The 15121-nt window shown below is 54.9% G+C and carries 13 protein-coding genes; 7 read left to right on the forward strand and 6 right to left on the reverse strand.

What is annotated here, in order from left to right; translation table 11 throughout:
• Positions 1–18: 18 nt before the first annotated feature.
• The 4 genes from HNV11_RS04035 to HNV11_RS04050 all read left to right on the forward strand — a co-directional run bounded on the left by HNV11_RS04035 (position 19) and on the right by HNV11_RS04050 (position 6802).
• Positions 19–1005 carry an aldo/keto reductase gene (locus HNV11_RS04035; RefSeq protein WP_171738438.1) on the forward strand — a complete coding sequence of 329 codons (987 nt, stop codon included), beginning with the start codon at positions 19–21 and terminating at the stop codon, positions 1003–1005.
• 252 nt (positions 1006–1257) lie between these two features.
• Positions 1258–2763, forward strand: coding sequence for a circularly permuted type 2 ATP-grasp protein (locus HNV11_RS04040; RefSeq protein ID WP_171738439.1), 1506 nt, complete (start codon positions 1258–1260; stop codon positions 2761–2763).
• A gap of 75 nt (positions 2764–2838) precedes the next feature.
• Positions 2839–3819, forward strand: a complete 981-nt coding sequence (locus tag HNV11_RS04045; RefSeq protein WP_171738440.1) for a glycosyltransferase family 2 protein — start codon at positions 2839–2841, stop codon at positions 3817–3819.
• A 118-nt stretch (positions 3820–3937) separates the two neighbouring features.
• On the forward strand, positions 3938–6802 hold the full coding sequence (locus HNV11_RS04050) for a T9SS type B sorting domain-containing protein (protein WP_171738441.1): 2865 nt from the start codon (positions 3938–3940) through the stop codon (positions 6800–6802).
• A gap of 36 nt (positions 6803–6838) precedes the next feature.
• Here HNV11_RS04050 and HNV11_RS04055 read toward each other — a convergent pair whose 3' ends face one another.
• Positions 6839–7552 (reverse strand): YebC/PmpR family DNA-binding transcriptional regulator, encoded by a 714-nt coding sequence (locus HNV11_RS04055; protein ID WP_171738442.1) that lies wholly within the window; start codon positions 7550–7552, stop codon positions 6839–6841.
• An 88-nt stretch (positions 7553–7640) separates the two neighbouring features.
• The gene (gene lysA, locus HNV11_RS04060) at positions 7641–8918 is read right to left on the reverse strand and encodes a diaminopimelate decarboxylase (protein WP_171738443.1); all 1278 of its coding nucleotides are present in this window, start codon (positions 8916–8918) and stop codon (positions 7641–7643) included.
• Between the two features lie 43 nt (positions 8919–8961).
• Here lysA and HNV11_RS04065 point away from each other — a divergent pair, with 43 nt between their 5' ends.
• The 3 genes from HNV11_RS04065 to HNV11_RS04075 all read left to right on the forward strand — a co-directional run bounded on the left by HNV11_RS04065 (position 8962) and on the right by HNV11_RS04075 (position 12490).
• Complete coding sequence (locus HNV11_RS04065; protein ID WP_171738444.1) at positions 8962–10335, forward strand: alkaline phosphatase D family protein; 1374 nt, start codon at positions 8962–8964, stop codon at positions 10333–10335.
• Between the two features lie 32 nt (positions 10336–10367).
• Positions 10368–11093: a glucosamine-6-phosphate deaminase gene (locus HNV11_RS04070; protein ID WP_171738445.1), complete on the forward strand. Its 726-nt coding sequence runs from the start codon at positions 10368–10370 to the stop codon at positions 11091–11093.
• Between the two features lie 80 nt (positions 11094–11173).
• The gene (locus HNV11_RS04075) at positions 11174–12490 is read left to right on the forward strand and encodes an NCS2 family permease (protein ID WP_171738446.1); all 1317 of its coding nucleotides are present in this window, start codon (positions 11174–11176) and stop codon (positions 12488–12490) included.
• Between the two features lie 66 nt (positions 12491–12556).
• Here the strand turns inward: HNV11_RS04075 and HNV11_RS04080 are convergent, their stop codons facing one another.
• From HNV11_RS04080 to HNV11_RS04095, 4 genes are read right to left on the reverse strand one after another with little or no spacing between them, the layout of a single operon-like run.
• Positions 12557–12988, reverse strand: a complete 432-nt coding sequence (locus HNV11_RS04080; protein WP_171738447.1) for a BrxA/BrxB family bacilliredoxin — start codon at positions 12986–12988, stop codon at positions 12557–12559.
• 54 nt (positions 12989–13042) lie between these two features.
• A complete protein-coding gene (locus tag HNV11_RS04085; RefSeq protein ID WP_171742060.1) occupies positions 13043–13354 on the reverse strand; it encodes a DUF59 domain-containing protein in 312 nt (103 codons plus the stop codon).
• Positions 13355–13359: 5 nt separating this feature from the next.
• Positions 13360–13812: a SufE family protein gene (locus HNV11_RS04090; RefSeq protein ID WP_171738448.1), complete on the reverse strand. Its 453-nt coding sequence runs from the start codon at positions 13810–13812 to the stop codon at positions 13360–13362.
• 4 nt (positions 13813–13816) lie between these two features.
• Positions 13817–15055 carry a cysteine desulfurase gene (locus tag HNV11_RS04095; protein ID WP_171738449.1) on the reverse strand — a complete coding sequence of 413 codons (1239 nt, stop codon included), beginning with the start codon at positions 15053–15055 and terminating at the stop codon, positions 13817–13819.
• Positions 15056–15121: the final 66 nt, after the last annotated feature.

Raw genomic sequence — 15121 nt, forward strand, 5'->3', positions numbered from 1 at the left:
CGTTAACCAGCAGTATATATGCAATACCGAAAACTCGGCAAAACCGGCTTCTCAATCTCTGAAATCAGCCTGGGTACCTGGCAGGTAGGTGGCAAGTGGGGCGAACCGTTCAGCCACGACAATGCCGACCGGATTCTGAATGAAGCCGCTGATGCCGGTATCAACTTTATCGATACCGCCGACGTGTACGGCGATGGTGAAAGCGAAAAAGCCGTTGGGCGACTGGTACGCTCCCGGTCGGAGCGAATTTACGTAGCCACCAAATGCGGCCGACGCCTGCAGCCGCACGTCAACGACGCCTATCAACCCGCCGTCCTGCGGGCGTTCGTCGAGGATAGTCTGCGTAGCATGGGACTGGAAACCCTCGATCTGATCCAGCTCCATTGCCCGCCTACGGACGTGTTTTATCGCCCCGAGATATTCGAAGAGTTCGACCGGCTGAAAGCCGAAGGAAAGATACAAAATCTGGGTGTCAGCGTCGAGAAAGTAGAAGAGGGCCTGAAAGCTATTGAATACCCGAACGTAACGACGGTGCAGATCATCTTCAACATGTTCCGGCAGCGGCCCGCCGAATTGTTTTTTGGGGAAGCCCAGCGAAGGGACGTTGGCATCATTGTTCGGGTACCGCTGGCCAGTGGTCTGCTGACGGGGAAGTTTGACCGGAACACGACTTTCGCAAAAGAGGATCACCGCAATTTCAACCGCGAAGGCGATGCCTTTGATAAGGGCGAAACGTTCTCGGGAGTGGATTATGAAACCGGTCTGGCTGCGGTTGAGGAACTAAGAAGCGTATTTCCGGACGATAAAAATCTGGCGCCCGATGCCCTGCGCTGGATACTGACGTTCGACGCCGTTAGCTGCATCATCCCCGGCGCGTCGAAACCCGAGCACCTGCGATCGAATCTGCAGGCAGCCCAACGGCCCGCGCCTTCATCCGAGCAGATGGCAGCGGTGAAAAGAATCTACGACGAGCGAATCAAGAACCCGGTTCATTATTTGTGGTAAACGCACTTTTCATAACTCCCGTCACGACGGGAGTTTTTGCTTTTAAGACCTATAAATCCGGTTCTACCGTTAAAAACTTAATACGTAAAAAGATATTTTCTTCATTTATTGCTGATACTGGCTAATTGAGAATAGTTAGGTATTTTAAAATAACGTTAGGTTAAATTTGACTTATTCGTTGTAATATTTGTATAATGCTTAACTTAGGCAACGGCTCTTTGGCGTTTCTGCCAATTCGCAATATATTGTTCCATGAAGCAACGCGTGTCCAAACAAGTGCAGTCTCAAACGCTTAACGGCATGACCCAGTCGCAGGGGCAGAGTGCCGTCAATTTTTCCTTTACCGATTACCAGACCGAAGGTTTCTTCGACGAAATGTTTGCCAGTCCGGCGCAGGTGCGGGCGGGTTACGTATCCTTCCGGCAGCGCGTTGAGCAACTCAGCCGCGAGGACATTATCGGTCGGCAGCATGCCGCCGAACGCGCCCTGATGAGCATGGGGATTACGTTCAATGTGTACTCAGAAGGCGAAGGCACCGAGCGGATCATGCCGATTGACATCATTCCGCGCGTGATTGAGTCGGCGGAGTGGAATCAGATGGAAGCTGGTCTTATACAGCGGATTAAAGCCCTGAACCTGTTTCTGGATGACGTGTACAATGAACAGCGGATTCTGAATGACGGGGTCGTGCCGCGCGATCTGATCGAGTCCAGTAAATCGTTTCTGCCGGTCTGTATGGGCGTAAAGCCGCCCAAAGGAATCTGGTGCCACATCACTGGAACGGACCTGATCCGGGGCGACGACGGGCAGTTTATGGTGCTTGAGGACAACCTGCGCTGTCCGTCGGGAGTTTCCTACATGCTCGAAAACCGCGAACTGACCAAACAGACCTTCCCCGAAGTACTGGCCCAGACGGGTGTTCGGCCCGTGTCCGACTATCCGACGCGGCTGCTTCAGATGCTTCAGTTCATTGCCGACCGGCCCAATCCAACGGTGGTTGTGCTGACGCCCGGTATTTATAACTCGGCGTATTTTGAACATTCCTACCTTGCCCAGCAGATGGGCGTCGAGCTGGTTGAAGCGCGCGATCTGGTGGTGTCGGGTGGGTACGTTAAGATGCGGACTACGAAAGGGTTTCAGATTGTTGACGTCATTTACCGGCGTATCGACGATACTTTCCTGGACCCTAAAGCCTTCAACCCCGACTCGATGATTGGCGTGCCGGGCATTTTTGACGTGTATAAAAAAGGCCGGGTGGCACTGGCTAACGCACCCGGCACCGGCGTCGCCGACGACAAGGTGATTTATGCCTACGTGCCGCGCATCATTCAGTACTACCTGGGCGAAGAACCTATTATTCCAAACGTCCGGACGTATATCTGCCGGGAGGAAGAGGATTGCCAGTACGTAATGGACAATATCGAACAACTGGTTGTCAAGGAAGCCAACGAAGCGGGCGGCTACGGGATGCTTATCGGTCCCAAAGCTACGCCGGAGGAACACGAACTGTTCCGGCAGAAGATCCGCGAGAATCCACGGAACTACATCGCCCAGCCCACCATCTCGCTCTCGCGGGTACCCTGCATTGTCGGCGATCATGCCGAAGGTCGCCATGTGGACCTTCGGCCCTATATTCTTTACGGCGACGGGGTCAATGTAATTCCGGGCGGACTGACGCGCGTGGCGCTGCGTAAAGGGTCGCTGGTGGTCAACTCCTCGCAGGGTGGGGGCGGCAAAGATACGTGGGTGCTTTACTGACGAATTATGAATGATGGAGGGGGAATGATAACTTCGGCCCGGCAGGGCTTATCTTTCCCCTTCAGCATTCAGTAGTTGGTTGACCTCAGCATTATCATTGTTAATTACAAAACCCCCCGGCTCATTCTGGACTGTCTGGCATCGGTTCGGGCGTACACGGAAGGCATTACGTTTGAAGTAATCGTCGTCGATAACCAGTCGGAAGATGACAGTCGGACGGTGGTGCTGGCGCAGTATCCTGAGGTGCGCTGGTTCGATATGGGCTATAATGCCGGATTCGCGCGGGCCAACAACCACGGCATCCGGCAGGCGCAGGGACGTAACATCCTGCTTCTCAATTCAGATACCCTCCTGATTGATAATCTGCTGGCCCGGTGCGTGCGGGTGCTGGACGAGCAGCCCGACGTAGCGGCCGTAGGGGCGCTTCAGTTGGGGCGTGACCGCCAGCTTCGCCCCAATCTTTACACTACCTTCGGCCAGATCCGGCGGGCGTTTTATATCCTTCCGGCGGGCGAGCGATTCCAGAACCTGCTTCAGCGACTAATTCCCGATACGCAATACGCCGACCCAAACCAGGTGGACTGGTTGTCGGGCGCATTCCTGATGACGCGGCCAACAACCATTGCCAAAGCCGGTGCGCTGGACGAAAGCTTTTTCATGTACGGCGAGGACGTAGAGTGGGGCTATCGACTGGGAAAGCAGGGACGGATCTTATTACTTCAGGATGCCCAGTTCATTCATCTGGAGTACGGCAGCAGCGACGACAACCAGCAGCACGTGGTGACGCACATTAATCGCTTCAAACCTCAGATTCAGGTATCGCAGCTGTTGTGGGTCAGAAAGCAGTATGGCGTTGGTGCTTACCTGGTGCTGATGCTGCATTATCTGCTGATGGTGCCGATTGTCTACGGCTGGAAAATAGCCGTTAACCTGCGCGACCGTCGGCCGCTTTTTTCAGATTTGGCCAACCAGCGCGCGTTTGCCCGGCAGGCCGGTATTTTTCTGCGCTTCTTCTGGAAAACCCTGTTCAACCGGCCGGGTTTCTATAAAGTCTGATTGTTTTCTGTGATGGGCGGTCCTGTTGAAAAGATAACCTAAAAAGGGGTATTTTCCAGCCCGCTAGTGAATACACTTTTTTCATTAGAAATCGTTGTATGTGAAATGCCATAACTCTATGCGTTTAGTTTATACAGTTGGGCTGATTGCCCTTTTTTTAGGAGCGGTTCTTCGGCCGACCGTCAGCCGGGCGACGCACGTCCGGGCGGGCGAGATTACGACCCGGCGCCTTCCCGGCCCCTCACTCACGTATGAAATTACCCTGACGACGTACTACGACGAACAAACCGGTAAACAGGCCGCCGACGATGCTAACCGATATACGTTCTGTTTCGGCGACGGCACGACGGCAGAAGTGGAGCGGACCATCCGACGGTTCATCAACGGGCGAACATCCTCGGTAAACGTGTACCGCACTACGCACACGTATCCCGGTCCGGGTGCTTATACCATTGGGGTGCAGATTCCAAACCGGAACAAAGGGACGAAAAATCTGCCGCCCCCGGGTAATTCCGATCAGATTACGTTCTATGTCTCGACGACAATTCTGATCAATGCGGCCCTACAGGTCAATTCGACCCCGGTTATGCTGAACCCGCCCCTCGATTCGGCCCGTGTCGGTCAGAAATTCTGCCACAATCCGGCCGCTTACGACGCCGATGGTGACAGCCTGGCGTATCGGTTGAGCAAACCGCAGGAAGGGATCACCAATAGCTGCCGGAGCCGGTTTATTCCGGCTTATCTGGACCCGACGAGTTTCAGTCGGTCGAGCGAAGCGGGCAGTACACCAACGTTTACGATTAACCCGCAAACGGGCGAACTCTGCTGGGACGCCCCCGGTGAAGAAGGCCAGTATAACTTTGCGTTCATTGTTGAGGAATGGCGTAATGGCATTCTGATTGGCGAGATCACCCGCGACATGCAGATTATAGTCGTAGACCGGCCGAACAAGCGGCCCCAGATTCAGGGGGGCGAGTTGTGCGTGGAGGCCGGTACATTGATCCAGCGCGCCATTACGGCTACCGATCCCGATGGTCAGCCAGTCATCATTACGGCCTATGGCGGCCCGTTCAACGTAAACAGCGAAGGCATTCCCTTCCCGAACGGACAGAACATCGTAGCCCCACCGTTTGCCCGGCTTATTAACGGCGGCATTCCCCAGGCGCAGCCCGCTTCGGCTACGTTCTCCTGGCAAACCAACTGTAATCAGGTTCGGACGGAGCCGTATGACATTACGTTCAAAGCCACCGATGTACCGCCTAGGGGGACGCCCGCGCTGGTGTCGTTTGCAACCCTGCGCGTTCGGATCGTTGGGCCATCGGTCAAGAACCTGACCGCCCGACCTACGGCCACGGCATCGGGCCGGGCCATTCAACTGAACTGGAGCCAGTACACCTGCGGAGGGGACAGTACCAAACTGATTATCTACCGCAAGGAAGGCTGTACGCCCTTTACGCCACAAGCCTGCGTGGTTGGCCTTCCGGCCAGCTTAGGGTATCAGGAAATTGCCCGTGTTCCCATTGGTACAACGACCTATATAGACACTACTTCGCTCAGACGGGGCGTAAGCTATTCGTACCGCATCGTAGCCCGGTATCCGGGTATTAACGGTGGAGTTGGTATCGCATCGACCGAAGCCTGTCTGGAACTGCCTCTGCTGGCTCCCGTGCTGACACAGGTAACGGTTGATAGTACGGGTACAACCAATGGCCGGATCACCGTCCGCTGGACCCGTCCGCTGGGATTGCAGCCGGGCGACCTGGGCGCTCCGTATCAGTATCGGCTGCAGCGGGCAACGGCCCTAGATGGCACCAATTTCACAACCGTTGCCACAATCAACACCAACCTGCAGCCGAACGTAGTCGATACGGTGTATATCGATCGGGGGCTGAACACAACGGCGAACGCGTATCGATATCGGCTGGAGTTTTACTATACCGGTACCAACGGACAGTTGACCCGGCTGGACGTAACGGACCCGGCATCGAGCGTACGGCTGGGTGTAACGCCCGGTCAGCGGCAGGTTTCGCTGAGCTGGCAGGCCAATACGCCCTGGAGCAACGACAATCAGGTGCACGACGTGTACCGCAGCCGGACGGGACCGAACGGACCGTTCAACAAAATTGCTGAGGTTCGGGTACAGGGGCCGCAGACCTATGTCTTTACCGATACGGGAACGGATGGGTTTGTGGCGGATGGCAATACCAGCCGTGTGCTGTCGGCCGACAGTAACTATTGCTACCGCGTAATGACGCGGGGCCGCTATGCCGACGCCAAACTGGCGACTATTGGCCTGCTGGCGAACTATAGCCAGATCAACTGTGCCACGCCGACCGATACCACCCGGCCCTGCGCGCCCCGTTTGGGTATGGATAGTCTGAACTGCGCGAACCTGACGAACGAGAGCTTCTGCAACGAGACGACGTTTACCAACCGCCTGCGGTGGCAGTCAACATCTGGTCCGACCTGCGACCCGAATATCGCCAGTTACAAGATTTACTACGCGCGTTACGTGCAGGACACGCCCGCAGAACTGGCGAGCGTCCCGGCACCTACAATGACGTTCAATCATACCAGCCTGACAACGGTGGCGGGTTGCTATTACGTAACGGCCGTTAGTCAGCGGGGTCTGGAAAGCCTGCCATCGAACCGGGTCTGCAACGACGCCTGTCCGGCGCTGGCTCTGCCGAACGTGTTTACGCCCAACGGCGACGGTAAAAACGATTTGTTCCAGCCGGTGCGTTGCCCCCGCTTCGTGGAAAGCATCAACCTGATTGTATTCAACCGCTACGGTACGAAGGTGTATGAAGGAACCACGCCGACGCTGGCCTGGGACGGCAAAGCGACAGATGGCACCGACCTGCCGAGTGGCTTATATTACTATCAGGTGAATGTACGGTACGCTGTCGTTGACCGGAACGCACCGGCTCAGGTGCTCAAAGGCTGGGTGCAGATTCTGCGGGAGGGCGTCAGTATGCGATGAAATAAAAAAAGGGCCGGTTTTAAACCGGCCCTTTTTTTATTTCATATTGTGGTAAACTGTCTGCACATCGTCGTCTTCTTCGATCCGCTCAATGAGCTTTTCTACGTCAGCGGCCTCCTCGTCGCTCAGCTCTTTATAATCGTTCGGAATCCGTTCAAACTCGGCCTGTTTGATTTCGTAGCCTTTCTCTTCCAGGAATTTCTGAATGGCGCCAAACGCCGTAAACTCGCCGTAAATAACGTACTGGTTGGTTTCTTCGTCAAACTCCACCTCGTCGCCCCCCACGTCAATCAGCTCCAGTTCCAGTTCTTCCTGATCAATACCCTCGGCCGGAATCCGGAATACCGACTTACGGTCGAACATAAAGTCCAGCATGCCCTGCGTGCCGAGACTGCCGCCGAGCTTGTTCAGGTAACTGCGAACGTTGGCTACGGTGCGGTTGTGGTTATCGGTGGCCGTTTCAATGACCAGCGCTACACCATGCGGGGCGTACGCTTCATAAACAATCTCTTTATAATCCTCCTGCTCTTTCGAAGAGGCCTTTTTGATCGCCCGATCGACGTTTTCCTTCGGCATGTTGGCTGCCTTGGCATTCTGGATGATCGCCCGTAGTCGTCCGTTGGTATCCGGGTCCGGGCCGCCGTTTTTAACGGCAATAACGATGTCTTTGCCGATGCGGGTAAAGGTTTTCGCCATTTGCCCCCACCGCTTCATTTTTCGGGCTTTCCGATATTCAAATGCGCGTCCCATGGTTTAGTACTGCTTATTTATTTGGAGTCTGAGCGCCGAGGTCCGAGCTGAAGGGTTGATTTTACCCTTAGACGCCGGGGCCACAAACTCAAAGTGATTGCTCGATTACTTCGGAATTGAGTTCGGGTATATCGACCTGACCGCGAAGCAGGTCGTCAAATGTCTCGCGCTGGCGGATGAGATAAGGCTTGCCTTCATACACCAGCACTTCGGCCGGGCGCAGCCGGGCGTTGTAGTTCGATGCCATGCTGAAGCCGTAGGCCCCGGCATTCTCGAACGACAGGACGTCATTGGGCCGTACTTCAGGCAGCAGCCGGTCGGTAGCAAACGTATCGGTCTCGCAGATATACCCAACAACGGTGTATAGCTGCTCTTCGCCCGCCGGGTTCGACACATTTTTAATGTCGTGGTAGGCATCGTACATCATCGGGCGAATGAGGTGGTTCAGTCCCGAATCAACAGCTACGAATGTTCTTGAAGGGTTTTCCTTTACGATATTGGTCCGCACCAGCAGATGGCCGCACTCGCTGACCAGAAACTTGCCCGGCTCGAACCATAGTTCTAGATCGCGGCCATACTGCTCGCAGAACGCCCGGAACGTAGCCGATACTTTGCTGCCCAGTTCGGCAATATCGGTTACGTGGTCGCCGGCCTTGTAGGCAACTTTAAACCCGCTGCCAAAGTCAATAAACTTCAGGTCCGGGTAGTCGTTGGCCAGATCGAACAGGATTTCGGCCCCCCGCAGGAAGGCGTTGGCATTCTTGAAGTCGGAACCAGTATGCACGTGCAGTCCAACAACGGGAATCTGGTAACGCTCCACCACCTTGCGAATTTCAGTCCGCTGCAGAATGGAGATGCCGAATTTTGAGTCTTTATGGCCGGTCGAAATCTTGATGTTGCCGCCCTCGGCAATGTGCGGATTAATGCGAATACTGACGGGTACCGACGGACCATACGTCTGGCCAACCCACTCCAGCAGGGGCAGACTGTCTACGTTCAGCTGCAAACCCAGTTCAACGGCCTCGCGGATTTCATCGAACGAGACTCCACTGGGCGTAAACATGATCTGGCCCGGCTCGAAACCTGCCAGCATGCCCATCCGCGCTTCGTTAACTGAAACGGAATCCATTTCGACGCCCTGCTGCCGCATCAGCTTCAAAATAGATATGTTGGTCAGGGCTTTGGCCGCATACTTTATTTTTAGGTTAACCCCGGCGAACGACGACCGAAGCAATCCGATTTTTTCGATAATTTTGTCAGCGTCATAAACGTACAGGGGCAGGCCGAACTCATCGGCAATCGCCAGTACGTCAACGCCCTGAATCTGATAATGGCCTGACGCGGCCCCGCGGTTTTCTATGTGCATGATTCTCGGTAAACGAACCGCAAAATTACGCCATCTTTCCCCCATGTACAAAATTCGCTGGGTTCTCTTATGGCTGTTCCTGGTTAATACGTTTCTGACCAGCGGCCAGACTACTACCGGTATTGCGTCTCGTAACGCCAGCCCGCTTCAGTCAGGCCCGATGGTGGGCTATTCGGACATGCGCGAAGTGATGCTCTGGGCGCAGACTAAACAACCGGCCCGGGTGCAGATCCGGTACCATGAAGCGGGTAAGCCCACACCCGCTCATCTGACCAACGAAGTAAAAACCAACCGAAACGCGGCTTTTACCGCCCACCTGCTCGCCGATCAGGTGGAACCCGGCAAAAAGTACGAGTACGAGGTGTTAATCGAGGGCAGAAAGGTGAGCCTGCCCTACCCGACAACGTTCCAAACCCAAAACCTGTGGCAGTGGCGGACCGACCCCCCGGCGTTTCGCTTCGGCGTCGGAAGCTGCACTTACGTGGGCGAGGGTGAATATGACCGGCCCGGTACGCCCTATGGTGGCGGCTACGAAATCTTTACGGCTCTGGCCGCGCAGAAACCCGATTTCATGCTCTGGACGGGCGACAACACCTACACTCGCGAGGCCGACTGGAATAGCCGCACAGGCGTGCTCAAACGCTACACCCATACTCGGTCGCTACCCGAAATGCAGCCCCTACTGGCTGCAGCGCATAATTACGCTATCTGGGATGATCATGACTACGGCCCCGACGACTCCGACCGGAGCTACTGGCTGAAAACTACGACCCTCGATGCCTTTAAACTGTTCTGGGCGAATCCGAACTTTATTTTTGATGAAGGCTGTACGGGTACGTTCTTCTGGAATGACTGCCAGTTTTTTCTGCTCGACGACCGAACCTTCCGCGCGCCGGATGCGACGCCCGACGGCCCCGAAAAAGTATACTTTGGCGAAAAACAGCGGCAATGGCTGATCGATGCGCTGCGCTTCAGCAAGGCGACGTTCAAATTCATCATTACCGGCGGGCAGATTGTCAACCCGGCGAAAATCTTCGAGAATTACGCCATCTACGGCACGGAGCGCGATAAGCTGTTCAACGAAATTGCCGATGCCAAAATTCCCGGTGTGCTGTTCATTACCGGCGATCGGCATCACACCATCCTGCACAAACTGGCCCGCACCAATGGGCAGCCGGGTAGCACGTATCCCCTGTATGACCTGACCATTTCGCCCCTGACCTCCGGCCCATCAAAACCCCTGGCTGATGAGCTTAAACAGCCAACCTACGTCGAGGGGACGCTTGTTACCGACCGAAACTTTGGAATCCTTAGCGTCAGCGGGCCGCTTAAAGATCGTGTCCTGACAATTCAGGTATTTGATCAGAAAGGCGCTGAACGCTGGAGCCGCGAATTACGGGCAAACGATTTAAAATAAACCAGAGCTAATCTGGCTGCCAAACAACCTGCATGACCCTTCGCCAATTTCCCGACCACGACACCCTGTCGCAGCATACCGCCGAGCATATTGCGGCTCTTATCAATCAAAAACCCGAGGCCATACTTTGCCTTGCTTCGGGCGATACGCCCATTGAAACCTATCGGCGGTTCGTTACGCTGGTGCAGGCCGGGCAGGTAGACGTTAGCCGCTGTCAGTTTGTGGGGCTGGACGAATGGGTGGGCTTCGGCCCGGATGATTTCGGGAGTTGCTCCTATTACGTGTTTCGGGATTTGTTTACGCCCCTGAACCTGCGTCCTGACCAGATCGCAGTTTTCGATGCCAAAGCCACTGATCTGGAAGCCGAGTGCAGACGGATTGATGCGCTGATCGACGCGCGGGGCGGTCTGGATCTGCTGCTCGTGGGTATAGGTATGAACGGTCATATTGCGCTTAATGAACCTGGAACGCCCTTTACCAACGGCTGCCATGTTGTCGAACTGGCCGAAAGCACCAAATCGGTCGGCCAGAAGTATTTTACGGAAGCTACCACATTAGATCAGGGCATTACGCTGGGTCTGCGTCATCTGACCCAGGCCCGCGAGGTAATCCTGCTCGTGAGTGGCGAAAAGAAAGCGCCTGTCCTGCGCGACGCCCTGACTGGCCCCGTTACGGAGCAACTCCCCGCCAGCATCGTACAAACACAGCCGAATGCGCGGGTCTGGGCCGATGAAGCGGCCGGGCGCTTGCTGGTTTAAACCGTTGTGGCCTACACTGACTGGCAATGGTCCTGTTATACGTTATACGTTGAGCTTTGAACGGCTTAAAGCACTACCTGATGACGACAGATTTTCCTGCTTCTTCCCGACGAACCGAAATCCTGGCGGGCGTATCTACATTTCTGGCAACGATGTATATCATCGTGGTTAACCCCGCCATACTGAGTCAGGCTGGGCTGCCGTTTAGCGGGGTGCTGACGGCTACGGTGCTGCTCTCCTTCTTTTGTAGCCTGATGATGGGTCTGTACGCCCGTAACCCCATTGTGGTAGCGCCCGGTATGGGGCTTAACGCGTTCTTTACGTTCACTGCCGTCAAAGGGATGGGTGTCCAGCCGGAGGTAGCGCTAGGGGCCGTGTTCTGGGCGGGTATTCTGTTTCTACTGCTGTCGGTGCTGAACGTTCGCTCGACGATTGTGCGTCTGATTCCCTTACCTCTGCGGTACGCGGTGTCGGCGGGAATTGGTCTGTTCATTACGCTCATCGGCTTTGAAAACGCCAGATTCATCGTTGCGAATCCGGCCACTTTGGTGGGTATCGCCCGCCTGACTGATCCAATCGTGCTGACGTTCGTGTTTGGCCTGCTGCTAACCGCAATACTGGTAGTGCGCGACGTGCCGGGGGGAATTATCATCGGGATTGTGCTGACAACGCTTGCCGCCTGGCCAATCGGCCGTTACTGGGGCAATGCTTCGGCTGTGACTATGGGCCAGAAAACGCTGGTTAATTTTCAGGGCATCTGGGCCGCTCCTGACTTTAGCCTGCTGGGTCGGTTGGATCTGGTTGGGTCGTTGAGCTGGTCGTTGTGGCCGGTAATTTTCGCCTTTGCCTTTACGGACCTGTTCGATAGTCTCTCTACGTTCGTGGGCGTAGCCGAAGCGGGTGGTTTACAGGATGAGAATGGCCAGCCACGCCACCTGAACCGTTCGTTATTGACCGACGCCGTCGCCACAACGCTGGCCGGTGTATTCGGAACCAGTCCCGGTACGGCCTATATTGAATCGGCGGTAGGGATTGCGCAGGGCGGGCGAACCGGGCTGACAGCGGTGGTGGCGGGCTGCTGTTTCCTGCCGTTTCTGTTTCTGTCGCCGTTACTTTCGGTTATTCCAGCCATTGCAACCGCCCCGGCGCTGGTACTGGTTGGCGCGTTTATGATGAAACCCGTTACCCGTATCGACTGGGGGCGGTTAGACGATGCTTTGCCTGCCTTTCTGGCCCTCGTGCTGATCCCTTTTTCCTATTCCATTACGCAGGGACTCATCTGGGGCTTTTTGTCCTGGACCGTTATCAAACTTGTTATTGGCAAACGCCAGGAAGTGCCGATAGGGCTGCTGGTTGTTGATGCCTTCTGTATCCTGGCGTTGTTTGCCGAGCGTTGATCGAGCCTCTAAATAAAATGGGATGGTATAGTTATACCACCCCATTTGTACAAGGCTGTTGATTTCTTAGGCGTTCGCCGGTGTGCAATACTCTTCCAGCGCCATGGTAAGGTGCTGGGCAATCATCTGCGCCGAACGACCTTCAATGTGGTGCCGCTCGATGAAATGCACCAGTTCTCCATCCTTGAAAATGCCGATCGCGGGCGACGACGGTGGATAGGGAAGCAGATACTCCCGCATTTTAGCCGTGGCCTCCGGGTCACCGCCGGCAAATACCGTCACCATCTTATCGGGTTTTACCGGGCTAGCCGCCAAGGCTGCCTTTACGCCCGGACGAGCCGCACCAGCCGCGCAGCCACATACCGAGTTAACAACAACCAGCATCGTGCCTTCGGCATTTTCCATCGTGTTCACCACGTCGTCGGCGGTGGTCAGTTCCTGAAATCCGACGCTCGTCAGGTCTTCCCGCATCGGGACAAGCAAATGAGGAGGATACATATCGTAAAAAAGTTGAAAGTTTGTGTTTGCAGTTTACAGGTAATGCCCGTGGTCTTACATGAAGCCAAGCTCCAGTTTTGCGATCTCAGACATCAATTCGGTTGAATAGGGCGGATCGAAGGTCAGCTCGACGCTAACGTCGTTGACGCCTTCAATGGCCCGGACTTTTTCTTCAATTTCGGCCGGAATCGATCCCGCCGAAGGGCAGGAGGGCGAAGTCAGCGTCATGAGTATATAAACGTTGTTAACCGGAAAGACCTTAATGTCGTAGATCAGGCCCAGTTCATACACGTCAACCGGAATTTCGGGGTCATATACGCCCTTCAATGCCAGGATAATCTGTTCTTTTAAGGCTTCTTCTGTCATGATTGTCATGCGTTTGACGGGTCCTGTACGGTTACGGTTTGTTGTGCATAAGCGCGTCCAAAGGCTTTCATCCGTTCGACCATCGAAGCCAGTCCGCCCGAACGTAGCGATGTAATCAGATTCCCCATCCCTACGCGCGGAATAAAATACAGATCCGCGTTGGCAATGTCTTCTGGTTTTTCGCCCGACAATACCCGAATCAGCAGACTGACCAGCCCTTTTGAGATCTGCGCCGTTGGCTCGCTGTCTCCGTAAAAATGCAGTCGGTCGCCTTTCAGTTCAGCATCCACCCAGACTTTCGACTGGCAACCCATAATCCGGTTCTGATCCGTCCTGGCCGATTCAGGCATGGGCGGCAGCTTCTTGCCGAGGTCAATAATATACTGTGTCTTGTCGAGCTGGTCCTCAAACAAGTCGAACTCCTCAATAATCTCGTCCTGTTTCTCGTTGATCGTCATCGTACTATAGCATCATCTTCTGCACCCGGCGCAGACCCGTTACGAGCCGGTCGACCTCGTCTTTGGTGTTATAAACCGCAAACGATGCCCGCGTGGTTCCGGTAATGCCAAAGCGCTGCATCAGCGGCTGGCAGCAATGGTGCCCCGTCCGGACGGCAATGCCCTGCTGATCAAGAATAACACCCGTATCCTGGTGGTGGATACCATCCATTACCCACGAAATAACGCCAATTTTATGCTTTGCCTGCCCAATGATCCGTAAGCCTTCAAGCTCGCTCAGCTGCTCGGTGGCATACTGAAGCAAATCGTGTTCGTGGGCAGCAATGTTCTCTTTGCCTAAGCCCGCCATGTACTCCAGCGCGGTTTTAACGGCCACCACATCGGCAATGTTAGGCGTTCCGGCTTCGAACTTATACGGCAGGTCGTTATAAGTCGTTTTCTCGAACGTAACTTCCTTAATCATCTCGCCACCACCCCGGTAGGGCGGCATGGCGTCCAGAATCTCTTTTTTGCCGTATAGAACCCCCATGCCGGTTGGCCCGTAAAGCTTATGCGCAGAGAAGACGTAAAAATCGGTGTCGAGCGCCTGTACGTCCAACTCGAGGTGCGAGCTGGCCTGAGCGCCGTCAATCAGAACAACGGCTCCGACCCCGTGCGCCAGATCAATGATCGTTTTAACGGGGTTGATTGTGCCCAGCGAGTTCGAAACGTGAACGACCGAAACAAACTTCGTCCGTTCAGAAAGCAGCTTTTCGTATTCTTCCAGAATCAATTCCCCATTATCATCAACCGGAATGACCTTCAGGATACAGCCACGCTCTTCGCAGAGCATCTGCCAGGGAACAATGTTGGAGTGGTGCTCCATCGTCGAGATAATGATCTCGTCGCCTTTGCCCAGAAACCGGCGGCCATAGGTTTGCGCCACCAGATTAATACCGTCGGTGGTGCCATACGTAAAGATGATCTCTTCCCAATGCTTCGCATTCAGAAAAGACTGAACAGCCCGGCGCGACGCTTCGAAAGCGGCCGTTGCCTGCTCGGCGAGGTGGTGGATACCCCGGTGAATATTGGCATTGTAGCCTTCGTAATAGCGGGTCAGCGCATGGATGACCGGCAGCGGTTTCTGGTTGGTAGCCGCATTGTCGAAATACACCAGCGGCCGACCGTTAACGGTCTGGTCAAGCACCGGAAAGTCCCGGCGAATTTGCTCAATATCAAGAGTATTCTCTATAGCCGATTGCATGGAAAGTTCGGAGGTTGTATTAAAACAACAAATCAGGCCGGAGAAAGGTGCAAAAACAGAAGCTGG

The organism is Spirosoma taeanense (assembly GCF_013127955.1).
In the GTDB taxonomy this organism is placed as follows: domain Bacteria; phylum Bacteroidota; class Bacteroidia; order Cytophagales; family Spirosomataceae; genus Spirosoma; species Spirosoma taeanense.